The organism is Smaragdicoccus niigatensis DSM 44881 = NBRC 103563, assembly GCF_000380645.1.
In the GTDB taxonomy this organism is placed as follows: Bacteria; Actinomycetota; Actinomycetes; order Mycobacteriales; family Mycobacteriaceae; genus Smaragdicoccus; species Smaragdicoccus niigatensis.
Map to the genome: position 1 here is coordinate 19,733 of NZ_AQXZ01000011.1, position 22,066 is coordinate 41,798.

Annotated in this window: 20 protein-coding genes; 9 read left to right on the top strand and 11 right to left on the bottom strand. The window is 63.0% G+C overall.

Going from position 1 to position 22,066, the window contains the following annotated elements; translation table 11 throughout:
• The first annotated feature begins 72 nt into the window (after positions 1–72).
• Entirely contained in the window at positions 73–507 is a 435-nt protein-coding gene (locus F600_RS0103410) for a hypothetical protein (protein WP_156024392.1), read from the top strand.
• Here F600_RS0103410 and chrA read toward each other — a convergent pair.
• Positions 504–1,679: a chromate efflux transporter gene (gene chrA, locus F600_RS0103415; RefSeq protein WP_018159186.1), complete on the bottom strand. Its 1,176-nt coding sequence runs from the start codon at positions 1,677–1,679 to the stop codon at positions 504–506. The genes F600_RS0103410 and chrA overlap by 4 nt on opposite strands.
• A gap of 64 nt (positions 1,680–1,743) precedes the next feature.
• Here chrA and F600_RS0103420 point away from each other — a divergent pair, with 64 nt between their 5' ends.
• Positions 1,744–5,952, top strand: a complete 4,209-nt coding sequence (locus tag F600_RS0103420; protein ID WP_018159187.1) for an nSTAND1 domain-containing NTPase — start codon at positions 1,744–1,746, stop codon at positions 5,950–5,952.
• Positions 5,953–5,956: 4 nt separating this feature from the next.
• Here the strand turns inward: F600_RS0103420 and F600_RS0103425 are convergent, their stop codons facing one another.
• Both F600_RS0103425 and F600_RS0103430 read right to left on the bottom strand, forming a co-directional pair.
• Positions 5,957–6,991, bottom strand: a complete 1,035-nt coding sequence (locus F600_RS0103425) for an aspartate-semialdehyde dehydrogenase (protein WP_018159188.1) — start codon at positions 6,989–6,991, stop codon at positions 5,957–5,959.
• A gap of 2 nt (positions 6,992–6,993) precedes the next feature.
• The gene (locus F600_RS0103430; protein WP_018159189.1) at positions 6,994–8,259 is read right to left on the bottom strand and encodes an aspartate kinase; all 1,266 of its coding nucleotides are present in this window, start codon (positions 8,257–8,259) and stop codon (positions 6,994–6,996) included.
• A 213-nt stretch (positions 8,260–8,472) separates the two neighbouring features.
• Here F600_RS0103430 and F600_RS26755 point away from each other — a divergent pair, with 213 nt between their 5' ends.
• On the top strand, positions 8,473–9,372 hold the full coding sequence (locus F600_RS26755) for a glycosyltransferase family 2 protein (RefSeq protein ID WP_018159190.1): 900 nt from the start codon (positions 8,473–8,475) through the stop codon (positions 9,370–9,372).
• Between the two features lie 10 nt (positions 9,373–9,382).
• On the opposite strand, the gene F600_RS26760 is transcribed toward F600_RS26755, so the two are convergent.
• Complete coding sequence (locus tag F600_RS26760) at positions 9,383–10,282, bottom strand: hypothetical protein (protein WP_018159191.1); 900 nt, start codon at positions 10,280–10,282, stop codon at positions 9,383–9,385.
• A 199-nt stretch (positions 10,283–10,481) separates the two neighbouring features.
• Here F600_RS26760 and leuA point away from each other — a divergent pair, with 199 nt between their 5' ends.
• A complete protein-coding gene (gene leuA, locus F600_RS0103445) occupies positions 10,482–12,278 on the top strand; it encodes a 2-isopropylmalate synthase (RefSeq protein ID WP_018159192.1) in 1,797 nt (598 codons plus the stop codon).
• Positions 12,279–12,500: 222 nt separating this feature from the next.
• Here the strand turns inward: leuA and F600_RS0103450 are convergent, their stop codons facing one another.
• Positions 12,501–13,040, bottom strand: a complete 540-nt coding sequence (locus tag F600_RS0103450; RefSeq protein WP_018159193.1) for a C40 family peptidase — start codon at positions 13,038–13,040, stop codon at positions 12,501–12,503.
• A gap of 342 nt (positions 13,041–13,382) precedes the next feature.
• On the opposite strand from F600_RS0103450, the gene F600_RS0103455 reads away from it, so the two are divergent.
• From F600_RS0103455 to F600_RS26765, 3 genes are all read left to right on the top strand, one after another.
• Positions 13,383–14,645, top strand: a complete 1,263-nt coding sequence (locus tag F600_RS0103455) for a MurT ligase domain-containing protein (RefSeq protein ID WP_018159194.1) — start codon at positions 13,383–13,385, stop codon at positions 14,643–14,645.
• Positions 14,638–15,360, top strand: a complete 723-nt coding sequence (locus F600_RS0103460) for a type 1 glutamine amidotransferase (protein ID WP_018159195.1) — start codon at positions 14,638–14,640, stop codon at positions 15,358–15,360. The genes F600_RS0103455 and F600_RS0103460 overlap by 8 nt, the downstream gene beginning before the upstream one ends.
• A 166-nt stretch (positions 15,361–15,526) precedes the next feature.
• Positions 15,527–15,847, top strand: coding sequence for a hypothetical protein (locus F600_RS26765; RefSeq protein WP_156024394.1), 321 nt, complete (start codon positions 15,527–15,529; stop codon positions 15,845–15,847).
• A 113-nt stretch (positions 15,848–15,960) separates the two neighbouring features.
• On the opposite strand, the gene F600_RS26770 is transcribed toward F600_RS26765, so the two are convergent.
• The 5 genes from F600_RS26770 to F600_RS0103490 all read right to left on the bottom strand — a co-directional run bounded on the left by F600_RS26770 (position 15,961) and on the right by F600_RS0103490 (position 18,642).
• On the bottom strand, positions 15,961–16,569 hold the full coding sequence (locus F600_RS26770) for a DUF805 domain-containing protein (RefSeq protein WP_018159198.1): 609 nt from the start codon (positions 16,567–16,569) through the stop codon (positions 15,961–15,963).
• 186 nt (positions 16,570–16,755) lie between these two features.
• Complete coding sequence (locus F600_RS26775; RefSeq protein ID WP_081628694.1) at positions 16,756–17,142, bottom strand: DUF2510 domain-containing protein; 387 nt, start codon at positions 17,140–17,142, stop codon at positions 16,756–16,758.
• Positions 17,143–17,221: 79 nt separating this feature from the next.
• Positions 17,222–17,830 (bottom strand): recombination mediator RecR, encoded by a 609-nt coding sequence (gene recR / locus F600_RS0103480; RefSeq protein WP_018159200.1) that lies wholly within the window; start codon positions 17,828–17,830, stop codon positions 17,222–17,224.
• Between the two features lie 20 nt (positions 17,831–17,850).
• Positions 17,851–18,198, bottom strand: coding sequence for a YbaB/EbfC family nucleoid-associated protein (locus F600_RS0103485; protein WP_026306123.1), 348 nt, complete (start codon positions 18,196–18,198; stop codon positions 17,851–17,853).
• Between the two features lie 9 nt (positions 18,199–18,207).
• Entirely contained in the window at positions 18,208–18,642 is a 435-nt protein-coding gene (locus tag F600_RS0103490; protein ID WP_026306124.1) for an SRPBCC family protein, read from the bottom strand.
• Between the two features lie 120 nt (positions 18,643–18,762).
• Here F600_RS0103490 and F600_RS0103495 point away from each other — a divergent pair, with 120 nt between their 5' ends.
• The gene (locus F600_RS0103495; protein ID WP_018159203.1) at positions 18,763–19,776 is read left to right on the top strand and encodes an AurF N-oxygenase family protein; all 1,014 of its coding nucleotides are present in this window, start codon (positions 18,763–18,765) and stop codon (positions 19,774–19,776) included.
• Positions 19,777–21,219, top strand: a complete 1,443-nt coding sequence (locus tag F600_RS0103500; protein WP_018159204.1) for an FAD-dependent oxidoreductase — start codon at positions 19,777–19,779, stop codon at positions 21,217–21,219.
• On the opposite strand, the gene F600_RS0103505 is transcribed toward F600_RS0103500, so the two are convergent.
• Entirely contained in the window at positions 21,179–21,880 is a 702-nt protein-coding gene (locus F600_RS0103505; protein WP_026306125.1) for a TetR/AcrR family transcriptional regulator, read from the bottom strand. The two genes, F600_RS0103500 and F600_RS0103505, sit on opposite strands and share 41 nt — an antisense overlap.
• Positions 21,881–22,066: the final 186 nt, after the last annotated feature.

Genomic DNA, 22,066 nt, shown 5'->3' on the forward strand with positions numbered 1-22,066 from the left:
CGAATATACATTCGACCTCTGACAAGTTGGATTCAGTGGCGCACCGCGACCCCGTCCGGCACACTGACCGGCGTGGGCCAGCCGACTCCCCCAGTGCCGCAATCGCGCATCGACCACCTCGTCGACGCGATCGAAGGCGACCGCAAACTGCGTCGCACCGAATACAGCGGAACTCTGTGGCTCGGGGGGCCGCCGCCGTCGGGCCCGATCCGGATGACCTACCCGGCCTCTCCGGACCGGCCAGAGATCGCGAGCTTCATCGTTCCCGATTCGCTGCCGTACCTCACCGATCGTGCCGTGGTCTCGGCGCGGGTATGGCTCATCGGAAGTGCCGGCGAGCGCAACACGTACGTGCTCCGACACGCGGCAATGATCGTCGAGGATCCGCAGGGACGACCAGTTCACTGGCTGCAACTGACGGTTCACGTTGCGGGAACCGTTCCGGCGGGCGTCGGTTATCAAATAGTCGTGCTCGCCGAAACCGACGCGGTCCCGCCACCCGGTTAGAGCACGAAGTAGCCGAGTACTCCCGCGGCGATCACGACAGCCCAGGCCGGCGCTTTCCAAGCGGCGAGCGCCACGAACGCGGCCGCAGCAATGATCATCGCCATCGCGTCCGGAATGCCCTCAGTGAAGACTGGCGTATACAGCGCCGCAGCAAGCAGACCGACAACACCGGCGTTGACTCCCATCAGGGCGCGCTGCACCTTCGGCGCGTGCCGGAGCTTCTCCCAGAAGGGCAGCGCCCCGACGATGAGCAGCGCCGACGGCAAGAAAATCGCCAAGAGTGCGATCACTGCACCCGTGATCCCCAACCCGGTCTCGGCACCGAGGTACGCGGCGAACGTAAATAGAGGCCCCGGAACAGCCTGCGCCGCACCGTAACCCGCGAGGAACAGGTCGTGGCTGACGAGCTCGGACGTCTGACTCTGCAGCAGCGGCAGCACGACGTGCCCGCCACCAAAGACCAGCGAACCCGCGCGATAGAAGATGTCCGCCAGATCAACGCCGAGATTCTTCGTCGCCGACGCCAACAGCGGCAGACCGATCAGCAGTCCGGCGAAAATCAGCAGTGCCAGAACCGCAACCCAACGCGGAACCCGCACGTTGAACCGATCCCACATCAGCATCGGCGGCGGAGACGCCTTCAACCAGAACAATCCGACGAGCGCGGCCACCACGATGACCGCGACCTGGCCGGCAACCCACGGGATCAGCAAAGCCAGGATCATCGCGCCCACCGCGATCGTCGCGCGCTCCCGATCCGGGGCAAGGGACCGAGCCATCGCCAGCACCGCATTCGCAACCACGGCGACCGCGGCTGCCTTCAGGCCGAGCACCCAGCCCGCCTGGGGGTCGACCGCGAAATACTCAAGGCCGTATGCGAAGCCGACCATGAGCACAGCCGAAGGCATCGTGAATGCGAACCACGCGGCGAACATCCCCGCGTAACCGGCCCGCTGCAGGCCCAGCGCCATCCCGACCTGGCTCGAAGCCGGCCCGGGCAGTAGCTGACACAACGCGACGAGATCGGCGTAGGCGCGATCGGAGAGCCACTTCCGCTTCTCGACGAACGCGTCGCGGAAGTAGCCGAGATGCGCGATCGGGCCGCCGAAGGAGGTCAGGCCGAGAACGAAAAATGCGCGAAACACTTGCCAGGCGGACCCGCGCGTCTCCATGGCCCCACTATCGCACGGTATACAAACAGCGATTTTGCATCACCGCCCTCCACCCGGAGAGACGATGGTCAAAGAGGAATTCTCGGCGAACATGAAGGTCGCTATGTCGCGCATTTTCCTCAGCCATGCGAGCGCTGATGAACGACAAGCCAAGGCACTAAAGCAGTGGCTCACCGAACAGGACCCGCCCTTAGCGAACGAAATTTTCCTCGATCTCGATCATCAGACAGGAATCAAAGCTGGGCAGCATTGGAAGGAAGCGCTGCGGAAGGCTGGCACCCGCTGCGAAGCGGTCATCTGTCTCATCAGCCATTCGTGGTCAGACTCGCTCGAATGCCGAGTCGAGTACCGGACCGCCGAGAACCTGAGCAAGCAGATCTTCTGCGCTCTGTTGGAGGAATCGGCCCGGAGTTCTACTGCTGTCGATCTCACCCGCGATTGGCAGCACGTCCTCCTCTTCCCGGATTCCGGCACAGTGCCGACCACATCGATCGACATCGATGATGGTTCGAACCAGATCGTGTTCCCGACCGACGGATTGATCCGGCTTCGGGACGCGATTCGCGGGGCGGGAATCGGGGCCGAATCCTTTGTCTGGCCGCCACCGCGCGACGAGCACCGAAGTCCATACCGCGGCTGGGAACCACTGGAAGAAGTGGACGCCGCTGTCTTCTTCGGTCGGGATGAGGAGATCAGCAAGGGGCTGGACGCCCTTAGGGACATGCGAATTCAGGGCCTCGCGACCCTGTTCGTCGTGCTTGGCCCGTCGGGTACGGGTAAGTCATCCTTCCTCCGTGCCGGACTATTACCGCGGCTCCGTCGCGACGATCGCCACTACTTCATCCTCGATCCGATGCGACCGCGCCGAAATGCGTTGACGGGTGAGGACGGTTTCGCCAAGTCACTCGCCGCGACCCGGGTCCGCTTTGAACTCCCAGAAGGTCCGCTCGGTGACATCAAACGAGCCTGCACCGCCGGCGACTGGCATCGAATCGCGCAGTGGATCGAGGAAGTCCAGCACGCTGCAGCGCAACGCTGTCTAGCTGACAGTGACGGAGCCAGCGATTCCCCACCGGTCGCTCTCCTCCCGCTTGACCAGGCCGAAGAACTGTTCAATTCCGATGCGGGGCCGGAGGCCGGTCGGTTCCTGGACATGATCGCGCACCTCGCAAGCCATCCGACGCTCGGACTCATCGTGTGCGCGACGATTCGGACCGACCGCTACACAGCCCTGCAGACGGCACCGCAACTCGCCGGCGTTTCGAGCCAGCTGTTCGATGAGCTTCGGCCGATGTCGGAATCCCATTTCAGCGAGGTGATCACCAAGCCGGCGAAGCGATCGACCGAGGGTGGTCGGCAACTGACTATCGACCCTGCGTTGGTGAACAACCTCGCGGAGGAAGCCAGCAGTGGTGCCGACACTTTGCCCCTGCTCGCGCTCGCGATGGCGCGTCTCTACGAGGATTACGCAAGCACCGGAACGATCACCGTCGATCACTACGCCAACGTGGGACGAATGGCGAAGATCGTCCAAGCCGCGGTCGACGAGGTGCTGTCGGGAGATCCAGCCGAGCGGGAAGAACAACTGAGGGTTCTCCGATCCGCGTTCATTCCTTGGCTCGCAGGGGTCGATTCCGAAAGCGAGCGCCCGTATCGCCGGACCGCTAAGACGAGTGAGCTACCTACCGCCAGTAGGCCACTCATCGACGCGTTGGTGTCCAAACGACTGCTTGTAAAGGACGAGCTCGGCGGTGACACGATCGTGGAAGTCGGACTGGAATCGCTACTCCATCATTGGGACGACCTGCGCCGCTGGCTCGACGAGGAGAACCAGAGACTTAAGGAATCGGATGCTCTGGTGCGCACCGCCCACGGCTGGCACACCCATCGGGAAAACGAGTCGTGGCTGCTCAGTGGTTCTCGGCTTGTCGAAGCCGAGCAGTTGCTCGAAGACCCCACTTTCCACGACAGCCTGAGTGAGATCGAGCCCTTTGTTGAGGCGTCGCGTGCGCGGGAGAATCAGCGGCTTGAAGCCGAGCGCCTTGCTCTCGAAGAGAGAGTCGAGGTCGCGGAACGCCTGGCAAAGACCGAGGTAGAGGCACGAAAGGAAGCCGAGGCTCATTCTCGGACGCTGCGCAAGAGATCTCGGATCCTCGCGCTGGTCCTGACCGTCGCGATTGTGTTGGGCCTGATGGCCCTCAGTTATTACCGTAGTGCGGACAGGCAGGCAACACTCGCCACCGCCGCGGTGGTGGTCGACCGTGCCCAGACCGAACAGATCGTCGGCAGGCAGTCAACTCTGCAATACCTCGCCGCCTCGAAGCTGCGCGGTGACGAAGCCGACGAGACAAGACTTAACCTGGCCGGCGTCGACGCATCCCTCGGGTCCGCCCAGAAGATAGTCGACATTCCCGGAACATCCGTAAAAACCGCCTTCACTGATAACGGCCCCGTTGCTGTGTCGCTAACCCCAGCCGGAATTCGGCGATGGAGCCTGTCAACCGGTGCACCGATCGGCGATCCGATTCCTACCACGCCCCCCGAGAATGTCGCTCTCAGTCCGAACGGAGAACTTATTGCAGCCCGATTTTTGACCACGATCGACATCATCGACTTTGCAAGCGGGCGTCGTCTCCGCACGTTGGAAAGCCGTGACGGATTCAACGGCGCCGTGGCTTTCAGTCCGGACGCACAAACGATCGTCGCCGCACTGAACGGCCAACTCACCGAAGCGTGGCGAACACGGTCCGGAGATCGACTCTGGATGCGCGGGGGCCACATCAGCGACGTCTTCACCATCGCTTTCAGCGCTACAGGCGACAAAATAGCGACGACCGGTTACGACGACCGAATCGTGATGTGGGACACCGCAACCGGGCACCAGGATTACAGCTTCCCAACCAGCCACCAAGACCTTATACGCGGGCTTGCGTTCTCACCCAGAGGCGACATGATCGCGAGCGGAGCCAACGACTACAAGATCAAACTGTGGCGACTCGAACCCCGCGGCCAGGCCAGATTCATTTCTGAACTCGACGGCAATACTGGCACCGTGCTCGCACTAGCCTTCACGCACGACGGATCCACGATCGTCAGCGGCGCCTCCGACCAAACCATTCGACTGTGGGATGCCACCACCGGAGCGCAAACCGGGCAGCCCCTCATCGCCCATTCGATGCCGGTGGTGGACCTGCGGTTCAGCTCAAGCGGGCAAGACATGGAGAGCATGAGCACGGATGGCACCGTGCGGCTCTGGAATACCAACCAGCTCATTCCTGATACGGGCCACGAATCGGCGGTCTACGCCATCGCATTCGAGCAGGACGGCTCCCTCATTACAGCGGGACAGAACGGAACCGTGCGACGGCGCTTCCCGCACGATATCGGCATTATCCCCACACCAACGAAGCAGTTTCTGCCGAGCCAGTCCGCCACGATCAGCAGTAAGGGAGCGATCATCTCGTTCGGGGATTTGCCGCCTGCGTTGTTCCCTCCCGGTGAAACCACACCGAAGATTCTTACGCCCGGGGAGGCCGACGTCTCCGCCGCGGTCTTCAGTCCCGATGGGAGCTATCTAGCGACCGGAACAGTCGACGGCGTCATCTCAGTGTGGAATGTGCCAAGAGGTGACCTCTACAAAACATTCTCGGGGCCAGCGCACAGGGCGCACAAGATCACTGCCCTTGCCTTCAGTCCAGACGGACACACCGTGGCGTCGGCCGAATTCGGTAACGACGTCTGGTTCTGGAATCTCAAGAACGACACCGACGGCGGCCGCCCCTTAGTAGCGCAGCGGGACACGATTCGCACGCTGGCTTTCAGCCCAGACTTGAAGACCTTCGCAACCGGCAGTGCTGACAACACAATCGAACTCTGGGACCTGTCGGCGCATAGCAAAACGCACACTCTGAAGGGTCACACTGGTCAGGTGAACGACGTGCGGTTCAGTCGGGACGGCAAGCTACTCGCATCTTCGAGCATTGATCGAACTATCCGCCTCTGGGATGTCATGACCGGACGCGACCTCGGGAAACCACTCGCTGGCAGCACTGACAGTGTTCTCAAAATCGCCTTCAGTCCGGACGGCAAGCTACTCGCCAGCGCGGGAAGGGATGGAACCGTTCGCCTCTGGCATGTCCCAACCGCGGATCCGCAAACCGCAATCTGCACGAAATTGGCCTACGACATCAGTCCACAAGAGTGGCAAGACTGGGTGTCCGCAAACATCGACCCGCGTCAGGTCTGCCCAAACCTGCCGCAACCGCCGAGCTGACCTGTCAGCGTCCCGCGACCAGAACTTCCGCAATCTGAATGGTGTTGAGCGCCGCACCCTTCCGCAGGTTGTCACCCGAGATGAAGAGCGCGAGGCCCCGACCGTTGGCGACGGACTGGTCCTGCCGAATACGACCGACGAGCGAATCGTCGGCACCGGCGGCAGCGAGTGGAGTCGGCACGTCGACGAGCTTCACGCCCGGAGCCGAAGCGAGGAGCTCCTTTGCGCGGGCGACCGTCAGAGCACGGTCAAATTCGGCGTTGATCGACAGCGAGTGACCAGTGAAGACCGGAACGCGCACACACGTGCCGCTGACGAGCAGGTCCGGCAGACCGAGGATCTTGCGCGACTCGAAGCGCAGCTTCTGGTCTTCGTCGGTCTCTTCGCTGCCGTCGTCGACGAGCGAACCCGCGAGCGGAACGACGTTGAACGCAATCGGAGCGACGTACTTGACCGGTGCCGGGTAGGCGAGCGCCGAACCGTCATAGGTGAGCTGCTCAATACCGTCGATGACCGCACGGGCCTGCGACGCGAGCTCCTGCACACCAGCCAGACCGCTACCCGACACAGCCTGGTAGCTCGAGATCACCATGCGGTGCAGGCCGGCCTCGTCGTGCAGCACCTTCATGACCGGCATCGCAGCCATGGTGGTGCAGTTCGGGTTGGCGATGATGCCCTTCTTGAGGTTGAACGCCTGCTCCGGGTTCACCTCGCTGACCACGAGCGGAACGTCGGGGTCCTTGCGGAACGCCGACGAGTTGTCGACGACCGTCACGCCGGCTGCAGCGAAGCGCGGCGCCTGGATGCGCGACATCGTGGCACCGGCCGAAAACAGCGCGATGTCGAGACCGCTCGGGTCTGCGGTGTCGGTGTCCTCGACAACGATCTCTCCGCCACGGAACGGCAGCTTCTTGCCCGCCGAACGCGCCGACGCGAAGAAGCGAACCTCGTCAGCCGGGAAGTTCCGCTGCTCGAGGATCGCGCGCATGACCTGGCCGACCTGGCCGGTCGCGCCGACGACTCCAATACGTACACCCATGACTAGCGCCCCGTCCCTGCGTAGACCACAGCCTCTTCTTCGCCGCCGAGCTCGAACGCAGCGTGCAGTGCACGGACCGCGTCATCGAGGTCGGTGTCGCGAACCAGCACCGAGATTCGGATCTCCGACGTCGAGATCAGTTCGATGTTGATTCCGGCCTGAGCGAGCGCCTCACAGAACGTCGCGGTGACGCCCGGGTGGCTCTTCATGCCGGCACCGACGAGCGACACCTTGCCGATGTGGTCGTCGTAGGTCAGCTGCGAGAAGCCGATCTCCTCCTGCAGCTTGGTCAGTTTCTCGACTGCGCGCGGACCGTCTTCCTTCGGCAACGTGAAGGTGATGTCGGTCTTGCCGGTGTCGACCCGCGAGATGTTCTGCAGGACCATGTCGATGTTGATCTCGGCATCAGCCACCGCACGGAAGACCTTCGCAGCCTCACCTGGGACGTCCGGCACACCAATGACCGTCACCTTGGCCTCGCCACGGTCGTGTGCGACACCGGTCAGGATTGCTTCTTCCACGGGGATGTCCTCCATCGATCCGGTCACTACGGTTCCGGGCTTGTCGGAATATGACGAACGAACGTGCACCGGCACGTGGTAGCGGCGCGCGTACTCGACGCAGCGCAGCACGAGGACCTTTGATCCGGCCGCAGCCATCTCGAGCATTTCCTCGTACGAAACCTTGTCGAGCTTGCGTGCATCTTTCACAACGCGCGGATCGGCCGAGAAGATTCCGTCGACGTCGGTGTAGATCTCACAGACGTCAGCATTGAGGGCGGCGGCGAGTGCGACGGCCGTGGTGTCCGAGCCACCGCGGCCAAGCGTCGTGACGTCCTTGCTGTCTTGGCTGACGCCCTGGAAACCGGCGACCATCGCGATCTTGCCCTCGTCGAGCGCGGTGCGAACGCGACCCGGGGTGACGTCGATGATCTTGGCGCGGCCGTGCACGCTCGTGGTGATGACGCCAGCCTGCGATCCGGTGAAGGAGATCGCTTCGGCGCCCAGCGAATGGATTGCCATGGCGACCAACGCGTTCGAGATTCGCTCGCCCGCGGTCAGCAGCATGTCCATTTCGCGACCGGGCGGGGCCGGGCACACCTGCGCGGCAAGGTCGAGGAGCTCGTCAGTCGTGTCACCCATGGCGGAGACCACGACAACGACCTCGTTGCCAGCCTTCTTGGTCTCGACAATTCGCTCAGCGACTCGGCGGATCCGGTCAGCGGTCGCGACGGAGGATCCGCCGTACTTCTGAACGACGAGAGCCACGAGGCGACCTCCGGGGTCTTCGAGGGGGTGAAAGGCCGAATTAAGACTACCGACCGTCCTCCATTCGAGCGAATATCGGGCGACAACCGACATCAGACTCGAATTGACAACGTGACCAGCGATACGCTGCCCCGCAAAGCTGCGTTGCCGATATGCACGAATCCGGGGGACTACATGGTTGAATCCACCTCTTCTGAGGCTGGTGAGACGCCTGTGGCAGCTCCCATCCGGATGCATCCCGAGTTTGTGTCCGTCGTGATTCCGGCGTACGGCGCACTCCCCCATATCGTCGAGCAGCTCGATGCCCTGACGAACCAGACGTACACGGGCACTTGGGAAGTCGTCATCAGTGATAACGGCAACAACGTCACGCTTGCGGAGGTGATCGCCGAGCATCCGATCCACCTCGTCGCACCAGTACGGGTCATTGATTCGACCGACGTGCGCGGTGTCTCCCACGCCCGCAATGTCGGCATCCAGGCCGCCCGCGGAGATCTCATCGCGTTCCTCGACCATGACGACCACGCCCATCCCGAGTGGCTGGCGGCGATGGCATCGCGCGCGCCCTATTTCGACGCCATATCGGGCAGTCGGGACATCACCAAACTGAACTCCAGCGCCGCGCAGGCGTGGCGACCCCTCCAGAGTCCGGAGGACGGGTTCAAGTTCCCGAACTCCTACCGAATGTTCGTCGGCGCAAACGTCGCCATCTGGCGAGACGTGCTGGAGTCGGTCGGCGATTGGGACACCGAGTTCATCGGCGGCGCCGACGATCTGGACTACGCATTCCGAATCCAGCAGGCCGGATACACGATCGGCCATGCCCATGACGCGCGCGTCGACTACCGGCTCCGGGATGACCTGCGCAGCGCCTGCCGGCAGGTGCACAACTACGCGATCATGGACGCCCGCCTGCACCAGAAGCATCGCGATCTCGACTGGCACAACAACGACCCGAAGATGTTCGCCCTGAACATGCTCTCGCTCGTGGTCTACAACCCGCTCGTGCCCAACCGCTGGCGCGCGTACTCGCGAGGGCAATGGGCCATGCGGGCAGCGTTCATGGCCGGCCGCATCCGCGGTTCGATTCGCTATCGAACGCTGACCCTCTGAGGCGTAAGCGCTACTGAGTCTTGGCCGGCACGACCGCACCCGGCACGACTTCCGCCGGACCGTCCGCGGTGAGACCAGCAGACTGCCGCTCGCGGTATTCCTCGAGCGCGACCTGACCGCGCACGGCGGCCTTGATCTGGTCGATGTTCTCGCGCACGAGGTCGGAGATGAGTTCGTCGGTACGGGGGTCGTCGAGGACGCCGACGATCATCCGGTAAACGGTGTCGGCGACCAGACGAATGATGTCGTCATGAAACGGCACGTACCGGAACCTGCTGGTCAGCGAGTCTTTCTTGACGATCTCGATGATCATCTTGTCGATCTCGTCCCGGTTCTCCTGCAAGGCGGCCACGATGTTTGTCGTGTAGTGGCCTTCCTTCAACACGTCGCCGACTTCGTCGAGAACCGCAACCGTGATGGGTCGCTTGATGGCATCGACGACCACTACGGTCCCGCGAGTCACGAGCGTCTCCACGAACTGCGCACCGAAAGCGCGATTGATTGCGCGAGCGAGGCGGGCGAGAACGACGACGATGCGGAGGGCCCGGAACGGCTGCAGCGCCGGACTCGTCAGCACGATCGCGGGGATCATGCCGATGATGTCGAGGAAGTTGATGAGCGGAAACTTCCACGACCATTTGGCGAGATGCCACCGACGCAGGAAGTCCAGCGCGAACACACCACAGATCGCGAGGTCGAGGTAGAGCAACGTGTCGAGCGTTCCGGGACTGACTTTTCCCCACGTCATCCAGACCAGCAGCACCACGGAGATGACCGCGAGCGCGAGCAGTGCGAAGTCGATGATGGGCACTTTGCCGCGCTGTGCGTGTTCTTTCGCGGGGACTTCCGTTGCGCTCGGCACGTTGAAGGTGCGCCGCGCGGCCTCATGCGGGAACTTGATCTCGCCCATAGGTTCTATTCACGCAAACCCGCTGCAGCCGTGGGTTGCTTTTTCCGCATTGCCTGCGCCGGGTGTAAACTGCGGCCTGTGCAGCGGGCATTCCTTCTTCTTGGCTGCCGCGGCGGGGTCTGATCCAGACCGGCTTCCCGTCGCGGAGTCTTTGGTGCGCCGGTCTTAGAATCAAGACCAACCTTCCAAACGGAGAATCATGTCACCCGCAGACGCATTCACTTCCGGCACGCGCACGATCAACCCGCCGTCGCGACCGGCTCCCGCCGACCAGGCACCGTGGAACACCCAGAAGAACTCGTCTATGCCGGTCTATCGTTACCGGCCGTTCGCGCTCGAAGTCGAGGACATCACTGTTCCCGACCGCACGTGGCCGGACAAGGTCATCGACCACGCACCGGGCTGGTGTGCCGTCGACCTGCGTGACGGTAACCAGGCTCTGATCGACCCGATGAGTCCCGCGCGCAAGCGCCGCATGTTCGACCTGCTGGTCCAGATGGGCTACAAGGAGATCGAGGTCGGCTTCCCGTCGGCCAGCCAGACCGACTTCGACTTCGTGCGCGAGATCATCGAAGACGACGCCATCCCGGACGACGTCACCATCCAGGTTCTGACGCAGTGCCGCTTCGAGCTCATCGAGCGCACCTTCGAGGCCTGCCGCGGCGCGAAGAACGTCATCGTGCACTTCTACAACTCCACCTCGATCCTGCAGCGTCGCGTCGTCTTCCGTGCGGATAAGGACGTCGTCAAGAAGATCGCCACCGAGGCCGCACTGAAGTGCCTGGCCGAGGAGACGAAGTACCCGGACACCAACTGGCGCTACGAGTACTCCCCGGAGTCGTACACCGGCACCGAGCTGTCGTACGCGGTGGATGTCTGCAACGCGGTCATCGAGATCATCGACCCGACGCCGGCGAAGCCGATCATCATCAACCTGCCGGCCACCGTCGAGATGGCGACACCGAACGTCTACGCCGACTCGATCGAGTGGATGAGCCGCAACCTCGCTCGCCGCGATTCGGTCGTTCTGTCGCTGCACCCACACAATGACCGCGGCACGGCCGTGGCGGCCGCTGAGCTGGGCTACCAGGCCGGTGCGGACCGCATCGAAGGCTGCCTGTTCGGCAACGGCGAGCGGACCGGAAACGTGTGCCTGGTGACCCTGGGCATGAACCTGTTCTCGCGCGGCGTCGACCCGCAGATCGACTTCTCGAGCATCGACGAGATTCGCCGCACGGTCGAGTACTGCAACCAGCTGCCCGTCCCGGAGCGTCACCCCTACGGTGGCGACCTGGTCTACACGGCCTTCTCCGGTAGCCACCAGGACGCGATCAACAAGGGCTTCGACGCCATGTCCGAAGACGCCGCAGACGCCGGCGCGAAGGTCGACGAGATCCTCTGGCAGGTTCCGTACCTGCCGATCGACCCGAAGGACGTCGGCCGCAACTACGAGGCCGTCATTCGCGTCAACTCGCAGTCCGGCAAGGGCGGCGTCGCCTACATCATGAAGACCGACCACGGTCTGAAGCTGCCGCGTCGTCTCCAGATCGAGTTCTCGCAGGCGATCCAGAAGGTCACCGACGAACTCGGTGGCGAGGTCGAGCCCAAGAAGATGTGGGAACTGTTCAAGGCCGAGTACATCGAGCCGATCACGCCGCTCGAGCGCATGCGCCAGCAGGTGAAGGCGGCGGAGACCGACGGCGGCACCGACACCCTCATCGCCACGGTCCTCTACGAGGGCAAGGAGCGGGAGATCACCGGCTCTGGTGATGGACCGGTGTCCGCATTCATCGATGCGCTGAGCGAACTCGGCATCGATGTGCGCGTTCTCGACTACTCCGAGCACGCCATGACCTCAGGCGCGGACGCCAACGCCGCCGCGTACGTCGAGTGCGCAATCGGGGACAAGGTCCTGTGGGGCGTCGGCATCGCGTCGTCGATCACCACGGCTTCCCTGCGCGCGGTCGTTTCGGCGGTCAACCGAGCGGCCAAGTAATCCTGGAACGGGTTGGGCTTGCCTAGAGGCGCCAGACTGCAGGAAGTTGATCGCCCAGCGGCAAGTTTCCTGCAGTCTCAGGGGTCATTGTCGATCGACAAGGTAACGCCGCGCTGAGGGCGGAGAATCCTGTCAGATCGGCTGCAACCCAGAACACGAGAAGGGCGTCGACATAATGTCGACGCCCTTTCTTCGTTTATTCAGTTATTCAAAAGCTGGTGGTCACCAGTAGCGGACCGCACCGTCGACCTGCATGTCCGACATCGGCTCGATGATGACACCGACACCCTCGGTCGCAGCGTGGATGATCATCCCGTTTCCGATGTACAGACCAACGTGTCCGCCACCGTTCATGACGATGATGTCACCGGGCTGCAGCGCATCCAGAGCCACGGCCTTGCCGCCGGCCCACTGCGCGTCGCTGGTACGCGGGGTCGAGATACCGACCTGAGCGTGCGACCACATGACCAGACCCGAGCAATCGAACGCACCCGGCGTCGTCCCGCCCCAGACGTAAGCCGAGCCAAGCTGACCCAATGCAGCGTTGACGATCTGCTGACCAACCGGGATCGGCTTGACCCACATGTAAGCGGCAGCGTCATCAGCGTGCGAGTTCTTCTCCACAGTCCACGTCGCGGCCTTCACCTCAGGCGTGGCACCGAACTGAGCTGATGCGATACCGGCCGGAACCAGGGCTGCAGCAGCCGCGACGCTCGCAATGAGAGCGGTTCGGGTAACTCGTTTCTTAGCGGCAATAGCCATTGAAATTCAATTTCCTAACGTGTTGTGGAATCGGATTTTTTATTTCCGATCCGCAATTCGAGATAAACCGTACCCCGGAGTAACTATGCGTTGTCAATTAGTGGCCTGGGTTACAAGATGGCCCCTGAGCTGCTGTTTCAGCAGGTGACCCCTACTTTTGGATATACTTTCGTAGGGGTCGTTGAATAACGCATCGTGATGGGCGTCGCACTCCCGGCCAGAAAATCGGACATCAAATTCGGGCATTAATGGCCTGGGTCACACAGACCTACTCCACATCGTTCGCAGACCCGTGATCGTGACCCTGCCCCGCATCCGAGGAGCAGGCGATAACCTTGCCCAATGCGGAAGAAACGGCAGAAACGGTTCACAGTGCGCGGCCGCACCGCGCTCGCTTCGGCCAAAGCCGCAGCCTGGGCGTCACGCAAGACGGGACGCGGCGCGGGAGCCATGATCGGCGGCCTCATCGCCCTCAAGGTCGACAAATCGATCATGGCGCAGCTTGGTCGCGACCGTAAGTCCGTGCTCATCACCGGAACGAATGGCAAGTCGACAACGACCCGCATGGCTGCGGCGGCACTCGCGAAGCTCGACTCGGTCGCCACCCAGCAGGACGGCGCCAACATGGACGCCGGCATCGTGGCTGCACTGACCGCGCACCGCGATGCACCGCTCGCCGCGATCGAGGTCGATGAGCTGCACCTCCCCCATGTCGCCGACGAACTGTCGCCGGCCGCGATGGTGCTCCTCAATCTGAGCCGCGACCAGTTGGACCGCGTCGGCGAGATCAACATGATCGAACGAAAGCTGCGCGAAGGGCTCCAGCGGCACCCCGATGCCGTGATCGTCGCCAACTGCGACGACATCCTGGTCACCTCGGCTGCGTACGACAACCCGAATGTCGTGTGGGTGGCAGCCGGAAGTGGATGGGCGCTCGACTCGGTGAGCTGCCCGCGTTCAGGTGAGCCGATCGTCCGCGACGGCGAGCACTGGTACAGCACGGGTGCCGACTTCAAGCGTCCGACGCCGGACTGGCGCATCGACGACAACAACCTCTATGGCCCGAACGGCCTCGTTCTCCCGATGAAGCTGGGCCTGCCCGGCAAGGCGAACCGCGGAAACGCGGCCCAGGCCGTTGCGGCCGCCGTCGCGATGGGCGTCCTGGCGGCCGATGCGGTCAAGGGCGTCGAATCAGTCAGCGAGATCGCCGGGCGCTACAGCACGATTCAGGTCGGCGACCACCACTCCGTGCGCATGCTGCTCGCGAAGAACCCCGCGGGCTGGCAGGAAGCACTGTCGATGGTCGACCATGACGCCTCCGGTCTCGTCATCGCGGTCAACGGCCAGGTCCCGGACGGCGAAGACCTCTCGTGGCTGTGGGACGTGCACTTCGAGCACTTCCATGGGGTCCAGGTCGTCGCGTCCGGTGAGCGCGGCACCGACCTCGCTGTCCGTCTTACTTATGCGGACGTCGACCACACGCTTGTCGCCGACCCGATGAAGGCGATCCTCACCTGCCCTCCGGGCAAGGTCGAAGTACTCGCGAACTACACCGCGTTCCGCGATCTCAATACGGCTCTGGCGAAGGGTGCGCGCAATGGGTGAATCGACCGTACGCATCGGACTCGTCCTGCCGGATGTCATGGGGACCTACGGCGACGGCGGAAACGCCGTCATCCTGCGCCGGCGCCTCGCGATGCGCGGCTATGACGCCGAGATCGTCGAGATCACGCTCGACATGCCGGTTCCGGAGTCGCTCGACATCTACACCCTCGGCGGTGCCGAGGACTACGCGCAACGTCTCGCCACCCGCCACCTGCTGACCTACCCGGGACTGCAGAAGGCCGCCGCTAACGGGGCACCGGTTCTCGCGATCTGCGCAGCCATCCAGGTGCTCGGCCACTGGTACGAGACCTCGGCCGGCGAGAAAGTCGAAGGCATCAGCCTCTTCGATGTCACGACGTCGCCGCAGGAGAAGCGTTCGATCGGCGAGATCTCGATTGAACCGATAGTCGAAGGCTTGACCGAGCCCCTGGTCGGATTCGAGAACCACCGCGGCGGCACGACCCTGGGCCCTGACGCCCGCGGACTGGGGCGTGTACTCCACGGCACTGGGAACGGAGTCGGCGACGGCCTCGAGGGCGTCGTCCAGGGATCTGTCTATGGCACCTATATGCACGGTCCGGCACTCGCCCGGAACCCGCAGCTGGCCGACCTGCTCATCATGCGTGCGATCGGCGCCGATTCACTCGAGCCGCTGAACCTCCCCGAGGTCGAGCAGCTTCGGCGGGAGCGATTGGCCGCGGCCGCGAAGGGTTGACCGCCGGTCAAACGACTGTCATTCAATCAATGGAATTAGCCTTTTCGAAAAGATCAACTCGGACAAACCGATTAAATCGGCGTGCGCGAAATTTACGCTTCAATTAAGTCGCTCACCATTTCCGGCGATCGGCGAAAGTTCGGCCACGACTTCCTTGAGGAGCACTATGAAAAGGAAGCTTTTGCTTGTCGTACCCAGCTTGGCTGCGGCAACATTCTTGAGTCTTTCAGTTCCCGGCACAGCTTTGGCTGACGTCAGCGGCGGTGGCGGCGGGCACTTCTCCGGCAGCTTTGGCGGCTTCTCCGGCAGCTTCGGCGGCGGCGGAGGTGCGCACTTCGGCGGCGGAAGCGCAGGTGGCGGCGCCGGAGGCGGGTTCAACTTCAGCGGCGGCGGCTTCAGCGGAGGTTTCCACGCGGGTGGCGGAGGCGGTACCTCGGGCGGCGGAGGCGGCTTCGGCTTCGGCTTCTTTGCCGGCGGCGGCAGCTAGTCAGTTACAGAAAACCAGCGGCGAATTACTTGACGACATTTGTTGTCGAGTAATTCGCCGCTGGCTTTTTAGAATTCGACGATCGTTCGGTCGTTCGAATAACTACTGAATGATCAGTAGTAACCGCCTGGTGCGCCCACAACGCGGTCGTACTTGGCCCCTTCGGGCTTGCTGGGCAGGCACAGAAGAACCAGCAGCGCGATCCACCCTACGAAGATTGCAAGGATCAGAAGGAGCAGCCACGCGCTGAACCCTGCGTCGTGAAGCCGTCGAGCACCAAGGGCAAGACCCGGGACAAGAACGCCAAGCGCAAAGACGAACCCAACAAGGGCCAGGAGGGCGTACAACGCTGTCGAGCCGGCCAGACTGGCAGCTCCTTCGAGGACGTTCAAGACAATTGAAACCAGAAAGTATGCGAGAGCCGGCCACCAGTACTCACCGCGGCTGGCACGACCGTCGAAGCGGGCGTATTTCTGGAACATCCGCTTGATCGCATCGACGGCGCCGATCCCGTACCAAGGTAGATCGAGGGTGCCCGGGTCACCCTGCTGGGGGTTGAACTGCGGCTGGAAACCGCCGCCGTACTGCGGGGCTCCATATTGCGGGGCGCCGTACTGCTGCGGCGGGAACGGCTGCGGCGGAGGTGGAGCACCCCATGGCTGCGGGTTGAACTGCTGATTCGGGTCCTGGCCGGGTCCAGGCGGAGGCGGAGGAAAGCTCATACGGACAATTCTCACTCTGCCAAGTCAGGATTGCGCGCTGAATGACCTTGTTCCCTCCCCTAGCGCTGGCAGGACGCCTTCGCCTGATGTGGTGGAGGGGTCATCTCAAACAGCCAGGAACTGACCGACCAACGACCTGCACATGATTGCCAACATTCGATTGTGCCGACGCAGGCTCCTGCTGGCTCACCTCGACCGAGCAAGCCCGGATGATCGAATGTTTCCGTATGGGTCGACCTGAACGACCGCTCGGTGCTCTCCACCTTGGTTCTCCACGATCAGCCAGACGATGCCCCACAGAAGGCAGGTGAAGACAGTCAAAATCGCATGAATGATGTGGTTCACAGGCCTGCCGTACACCACGACCGCCTGAAATCGCGTATGCGCCTCGATCCGCCCGCCTCTCGAAACAGCCATCATGAGCGCATTGTTGAGCCTCTCGGCGCGTTCATCGTCCGAAATGACCGGACGCGGCTGCGCTTCCGGAGCCCATGCGGAGCCATCCCAAAACCGCATTCCACCGGATCCGCCGGGGTCTGGAAACCATCCAGCCGGCGCGGAAGAAGGATTCATGAGGTCATTTCCATGTAGCGGATCTTATGGCCCTGAAACGGCGGTGAAAGCGCTATAGGCCAGCACGTTACTTACGGACTTAAAGGGTGCGTCGCCCCGACAACGCCCGGCCCAAGGTCATCTCGTCCGCGAACTCGAGATCGCCGCCCATCGGGATTCCGGACGCAATGCGGGACACCGTCAGACCGGGGAACGGCCGCAGCGTGCGAAGTAGGTACGTGGCCGTCGCTTCACCCTCGGTGTTCGGATTCGTCGCGATGATGACCTCGGAGACTTCGGTGCCATCCTCGACTGAGCCGACCCGCTTCAGCAGTTCCCGAATTCGTAGCTGATCGGGTCCCACGCCGCGCAGCGGATCGAGCGCGCCGCCGAGCACGTGGTAGCGCCCGCGAAATTCGCGCGTGCGCTCAACGGCCTGGACGTCCTTCGGTTCCTCGACGACACAGATCGCCGTGAGGTCGCGTCGGGGATCAGAGCAGATTCGGCACTTCTCCTCCGCAGCGACCGTGCCACAGATGATGCAGTACTGAATCCCGTCTCGGATACGCTGCAGCGCCCCCTGCAGCCGTCCGATGTCCCCCGACGGGACGGACAGCAGGTGGAACGCGATGCGCTGAGCGCTCTTCGGGCCGACGCCCGGCAGCTTGCCGAGTTCATCGATCAGATCCTGAACGGGACCTTCGTACAACGTGAGTTCCTACAAACGGATTAGAAGGGAAGCCCGGGGATGCCGCTGCCGCCCAGGCCACCCGCGAGCGGACCGAGCTTCTGGGCCGTCAGTTCCTGGGCCTTGTTTCCGGCATCGGCGATGGCACCGATGACGAGGTCCTGCAGCGTCTCGACGTCCTCCGGGTCGACGACCTTCGGGTCGATGGTGAGGGCGACGAGTTCGCCGCTGCCCTTGACGGTGGCCTTGACCAGACCACCGCCGGCCTCGCCTTCGATCTCCGCTTCGGCGAGCTCGGCCTGCATGGCCATCAGCTGCTGCTGCATCTGCTGAGCCTGAGCCAAGAGCTGACCCATGTCCGGCATTCCTGGCATTCCTCCTGGCTGCATGGAGGTAACCTACGCCAGTTCCGTGGCCAAGTTGCTGAGCAACTCCGCCTGGATCTTCTTGAGTCCGAGCGGCGCGAACGTCTTCTCGAAGAAGCCGCCGATGCCGCCGGCACCGGTCCATTCGGTCGTGGTGGTGACCTTCGAACCCGCACCCGCCGGCTCGACCGTGTAGGTCGTGACGAGCGAGGAGTTCGAGTCCTTCTCGGTGACAGTGTTGCCCGAAACGCTCACAACAGCGTTGATGTTGCGCGAACGGCTCTCGGTCGCCTGGAGAATCCACTCGGCGACGGTGCCGTCGCCCTGGCCGCCGGAGACGACCTTGTACTCCTTGAAGTGACCCGTCAGGATGCGCGGACGCACGGTCTCGTAGTCCGCAAGCGCGGCGAGCGCCTTGTCCGGAGCCACGGGAATGTCAATTGAACTGCTAGCACTCACTTTGCCCATTCTCTGAGACTACCGCCCGTCACGAATCGGCCTCTTCGCTTGACTGGGATGACAAGTCCCATTACTTTGTCAATTAGAAGGACAAATGACGCCTCCACGTCTGTCACTGAGGAGACATCGATGACGCTGTCTGTTTCGCCACGCCTGCTTCCGGAAAATGCCTACGAAGATCTGTTGAAGACGCTGTCCGAGGGTTCGGTCCGGCGTAAGTTCGACCCCTTCCTGGACATCGACTGGGATGCCCCGCACATGGCGATCGACAAGAACGATCCGCGCTGGCAGCTCAATGGAAAGCTCGACCCGCTCGGCATCACCAGCTGGTACAAGAGCCTCCCCGTCGAAGAGCGCATTCGCATCGGCCGAATCCGCCAGGCCAACGCCATCAAGGTCGGCGCAGCATTCGAGAACCTGCTGATCCGCGGCCTGCTCGGTTTCACCAGCCGCATGCCCAACGACTCCGTCGAGTTCCGCTACTGCATGCACGAGATCACCGAAGAGACCAACCACATCCAGATGTTCCAGGAGTTGGTCAACCGGATCGGCGAGGATGTCCCGGGCATGCGCCCGTTCTGGCGCCTGGTGCAGACTCCGGCCGCTGCGGTCGGTCCGTACCTCGAGACCCTGATGTTCATGTTCATCCTGGGCGGCGAAGAACCAATCGACCATTACCAGAAGGCCGCGATCCGCGACGACGCCGAAGAGAACATGCCGCCGGCGGTCGTTCGCGCGATGCAGATCCACGTCGCCGAGGAAGCGCGCCACATCTCGTTCGCGCACGAGTTCCTCAAGCGCCGCATCCCCCAGCTCGACCCGGTCAGCAAGCTCGGAGCCTCGATTGCGATGCCGGTCATCATGCGCTTCCTGTGCGATCAGCTCGTCGTCCCGCCGGCCGCGCTGGTCAAGGAGATGAACGTTCCGGACTCGGTCATGAAGGAAGCATTCTGGGGCGGCCACGAGCAGCAGAAGATTCTGAGCGGCTTCTTCATCGACGTTCGCAAACTGGCTGAAGAGGTCGGCTTGATGAACCCGATCAGTCGCCGCGTCTGGAAGCTGATGGGTATCTACGGCGGGACCTCGCGCTACCGCAGCGAGCCGGACCGCCGCGCGAACCTCCGATCGGTCAAGACCGCATAAATGCCGCACGTCATCACGCAGTCGTGCTGTAGTGACGCCTCGTGCGTGTACGCCTGCCCGGTGAACTGCATCCACCCCACGCCTGACGAGCCCGACTTCCTCAGCGCGGAGATGCTCTACATCGACCCCAAGACGTGCGTCGACTGCGGTGCGTGCACATCGGCGTGCCCGGTGGATGCCATAAAGCCGCACACCAAGATCGACGCGTCGGAAAAGGTCTTCCTGACGCTCAGCGAGGACTTCTACCGCGAGCCGCGCAAGTACCCGATCCTCGCGAAGCCGGTCCCCCGGCTCGAGGTCAGCACTCCGGATCGACTTCGGGTGGCGATCGTCGGCTCCGGCCCGGCCGCGATGTACGCGGCCGACGAGATCCTCACGATCCCGGGCGCGACGGTCAACATGTTCGAGCGCCTACCCAAGCCATACGGGCTGGCACGATTCGGTGTTGCCCCGGACCACAAGCGCACGCGGCAGGTGTCGCAGCAGTTCGACGACATCGCCGCCCGGTCCGGATTTCAGCTGTACACGGGCATCGAGATCGGAAAGCACCTCACGCAGGCCGAACTCCTCGCGCATCACCACGCGGTCATCTATGCCGTGGGTGCATCGGCCGACCGTCCGCTCGACGTGCCCGGAATGGGGATGCCGGGCACTACGTCGGCGACCGATTTCGTCGCTTGGTACAACGGCCACCCCGATTTCAAGGACCGCGAGTTCGACCTGTCGCACAATCGCGCGATCGTCATCGGAAACGGCAACGTCGCACTCGACGTCGCCCGAATCCTCACGATCGACCCGGCCCGGCTCGCCTACTCCCCGATCGCGACTCAGGCGCTCGATGCGTTGCACGACAGCAAGATCGAAGAAGTCGTGGTGGTGGGTCGCCGCGGTGCGGCGAACGCGGCATTCACCGTTCCCGAGCTCGTGGGACTGTGTTCGACCGGCGGCATCGACGTCTCGGTGCGGGCCGATGAACTCGATGGGTCTGGCACCAAGGTCGATCTCCTGAAGAACCTGCCCCGAATCGGCACCGGAACGTCCAAGATCGAATTCCGATTCTGGAAGACACCCGTACGCATTCTCGGCGGCGAAACCGTGAGCGGTGTCGAGTTCTCGAACACTCAGACCGGCGAACTCGAGCAGATTCCGGCGGGGTTGGTGCTGACCTCGATCGGCTACCAGGGCCGCCCGGTGCAGGACCTGCCGTTCGACGAGACGCGCGGGGTGGTACCGAACGAGGACGGCCGTGTCTCGGCCGGAACCTACGTCACCGGCTGGATCAAGCGCGGACCGAGCGGATTCATCGGCACCAACAAGTCGTGTGCGCAGGAAACCGTGCGCGCGCTCGTCGATGACTTCAACAACGGCCGGCTGCGGGCACCAGGAACGCGGACGCGTGACCTTACGGCTCGGATCGGTCGCCTGCGGCGAGACGCGCGATAACCGACATCAGCTCTTCGTCCTGATCGAGATCGACGCCCATCGTTCGAGCACCACCGTCGATGAGATATCCGACGTACAGGGCGAGGTCGTTGATTATCTCGTCGCGCGTGCGCTTGGGTGCCGGGTCCTGGACCCATCGGGTCAGTGTGCCTTCGACCATTGTGACCAGGGCATATGGCAGCGATGCGAAGGGCGCGGGGTCCATGCCGATCATCGCGGCGATCGAGTTGACGACACCACTGATCTTGACCGCGACTTCGTCCTTCAGGGTTCCGATCGCGGACACCTTGGAATCCGAGGACGGACCGCTGCGCAGGAAGCCGTAGAGCCGCTGATGCCCCTCGGCCCAGTCGCCGATCGCCTGGATGGTCCGGCGCGCGATCGTGGACACGGAACCGTGCGAGAAATCGAGCGCGGCGATCAGGGTGTCGAGCAAGTCGTCAGCGATCTGGGCGCGAATCCGGCGGTCGAGATCGTCCCGGCCATCGAACTGGCGGTAGACCACCGACTTCGACAGCCCGGCGCGATTGGCGATGTCCTGAATCGGCACATCCACCGAAGGCGCGGACTCGAGGAGTTCGATCGCTGCTCGAACAATGCGAGTCTGGCGTTCGAAATTGTGCCCGACCCACCTTCCGCGCATGTCCGATTGTGGCTCCACAAACGATCATTCTACGAGAAGCCGCAGGTCACCGTGACAAGCCGGCATTCCGCGATTCTTGCGGCATAAGGTTTCGACCACTCGACTGCCGGGAATCGGACACCTATGACCGTTCTGTCGGCACTCGTGATTGCTTTGTGGTTGCTCGTTTCCGTCCCAGTGGCAATTGCCCTGGGTACCGCCTTG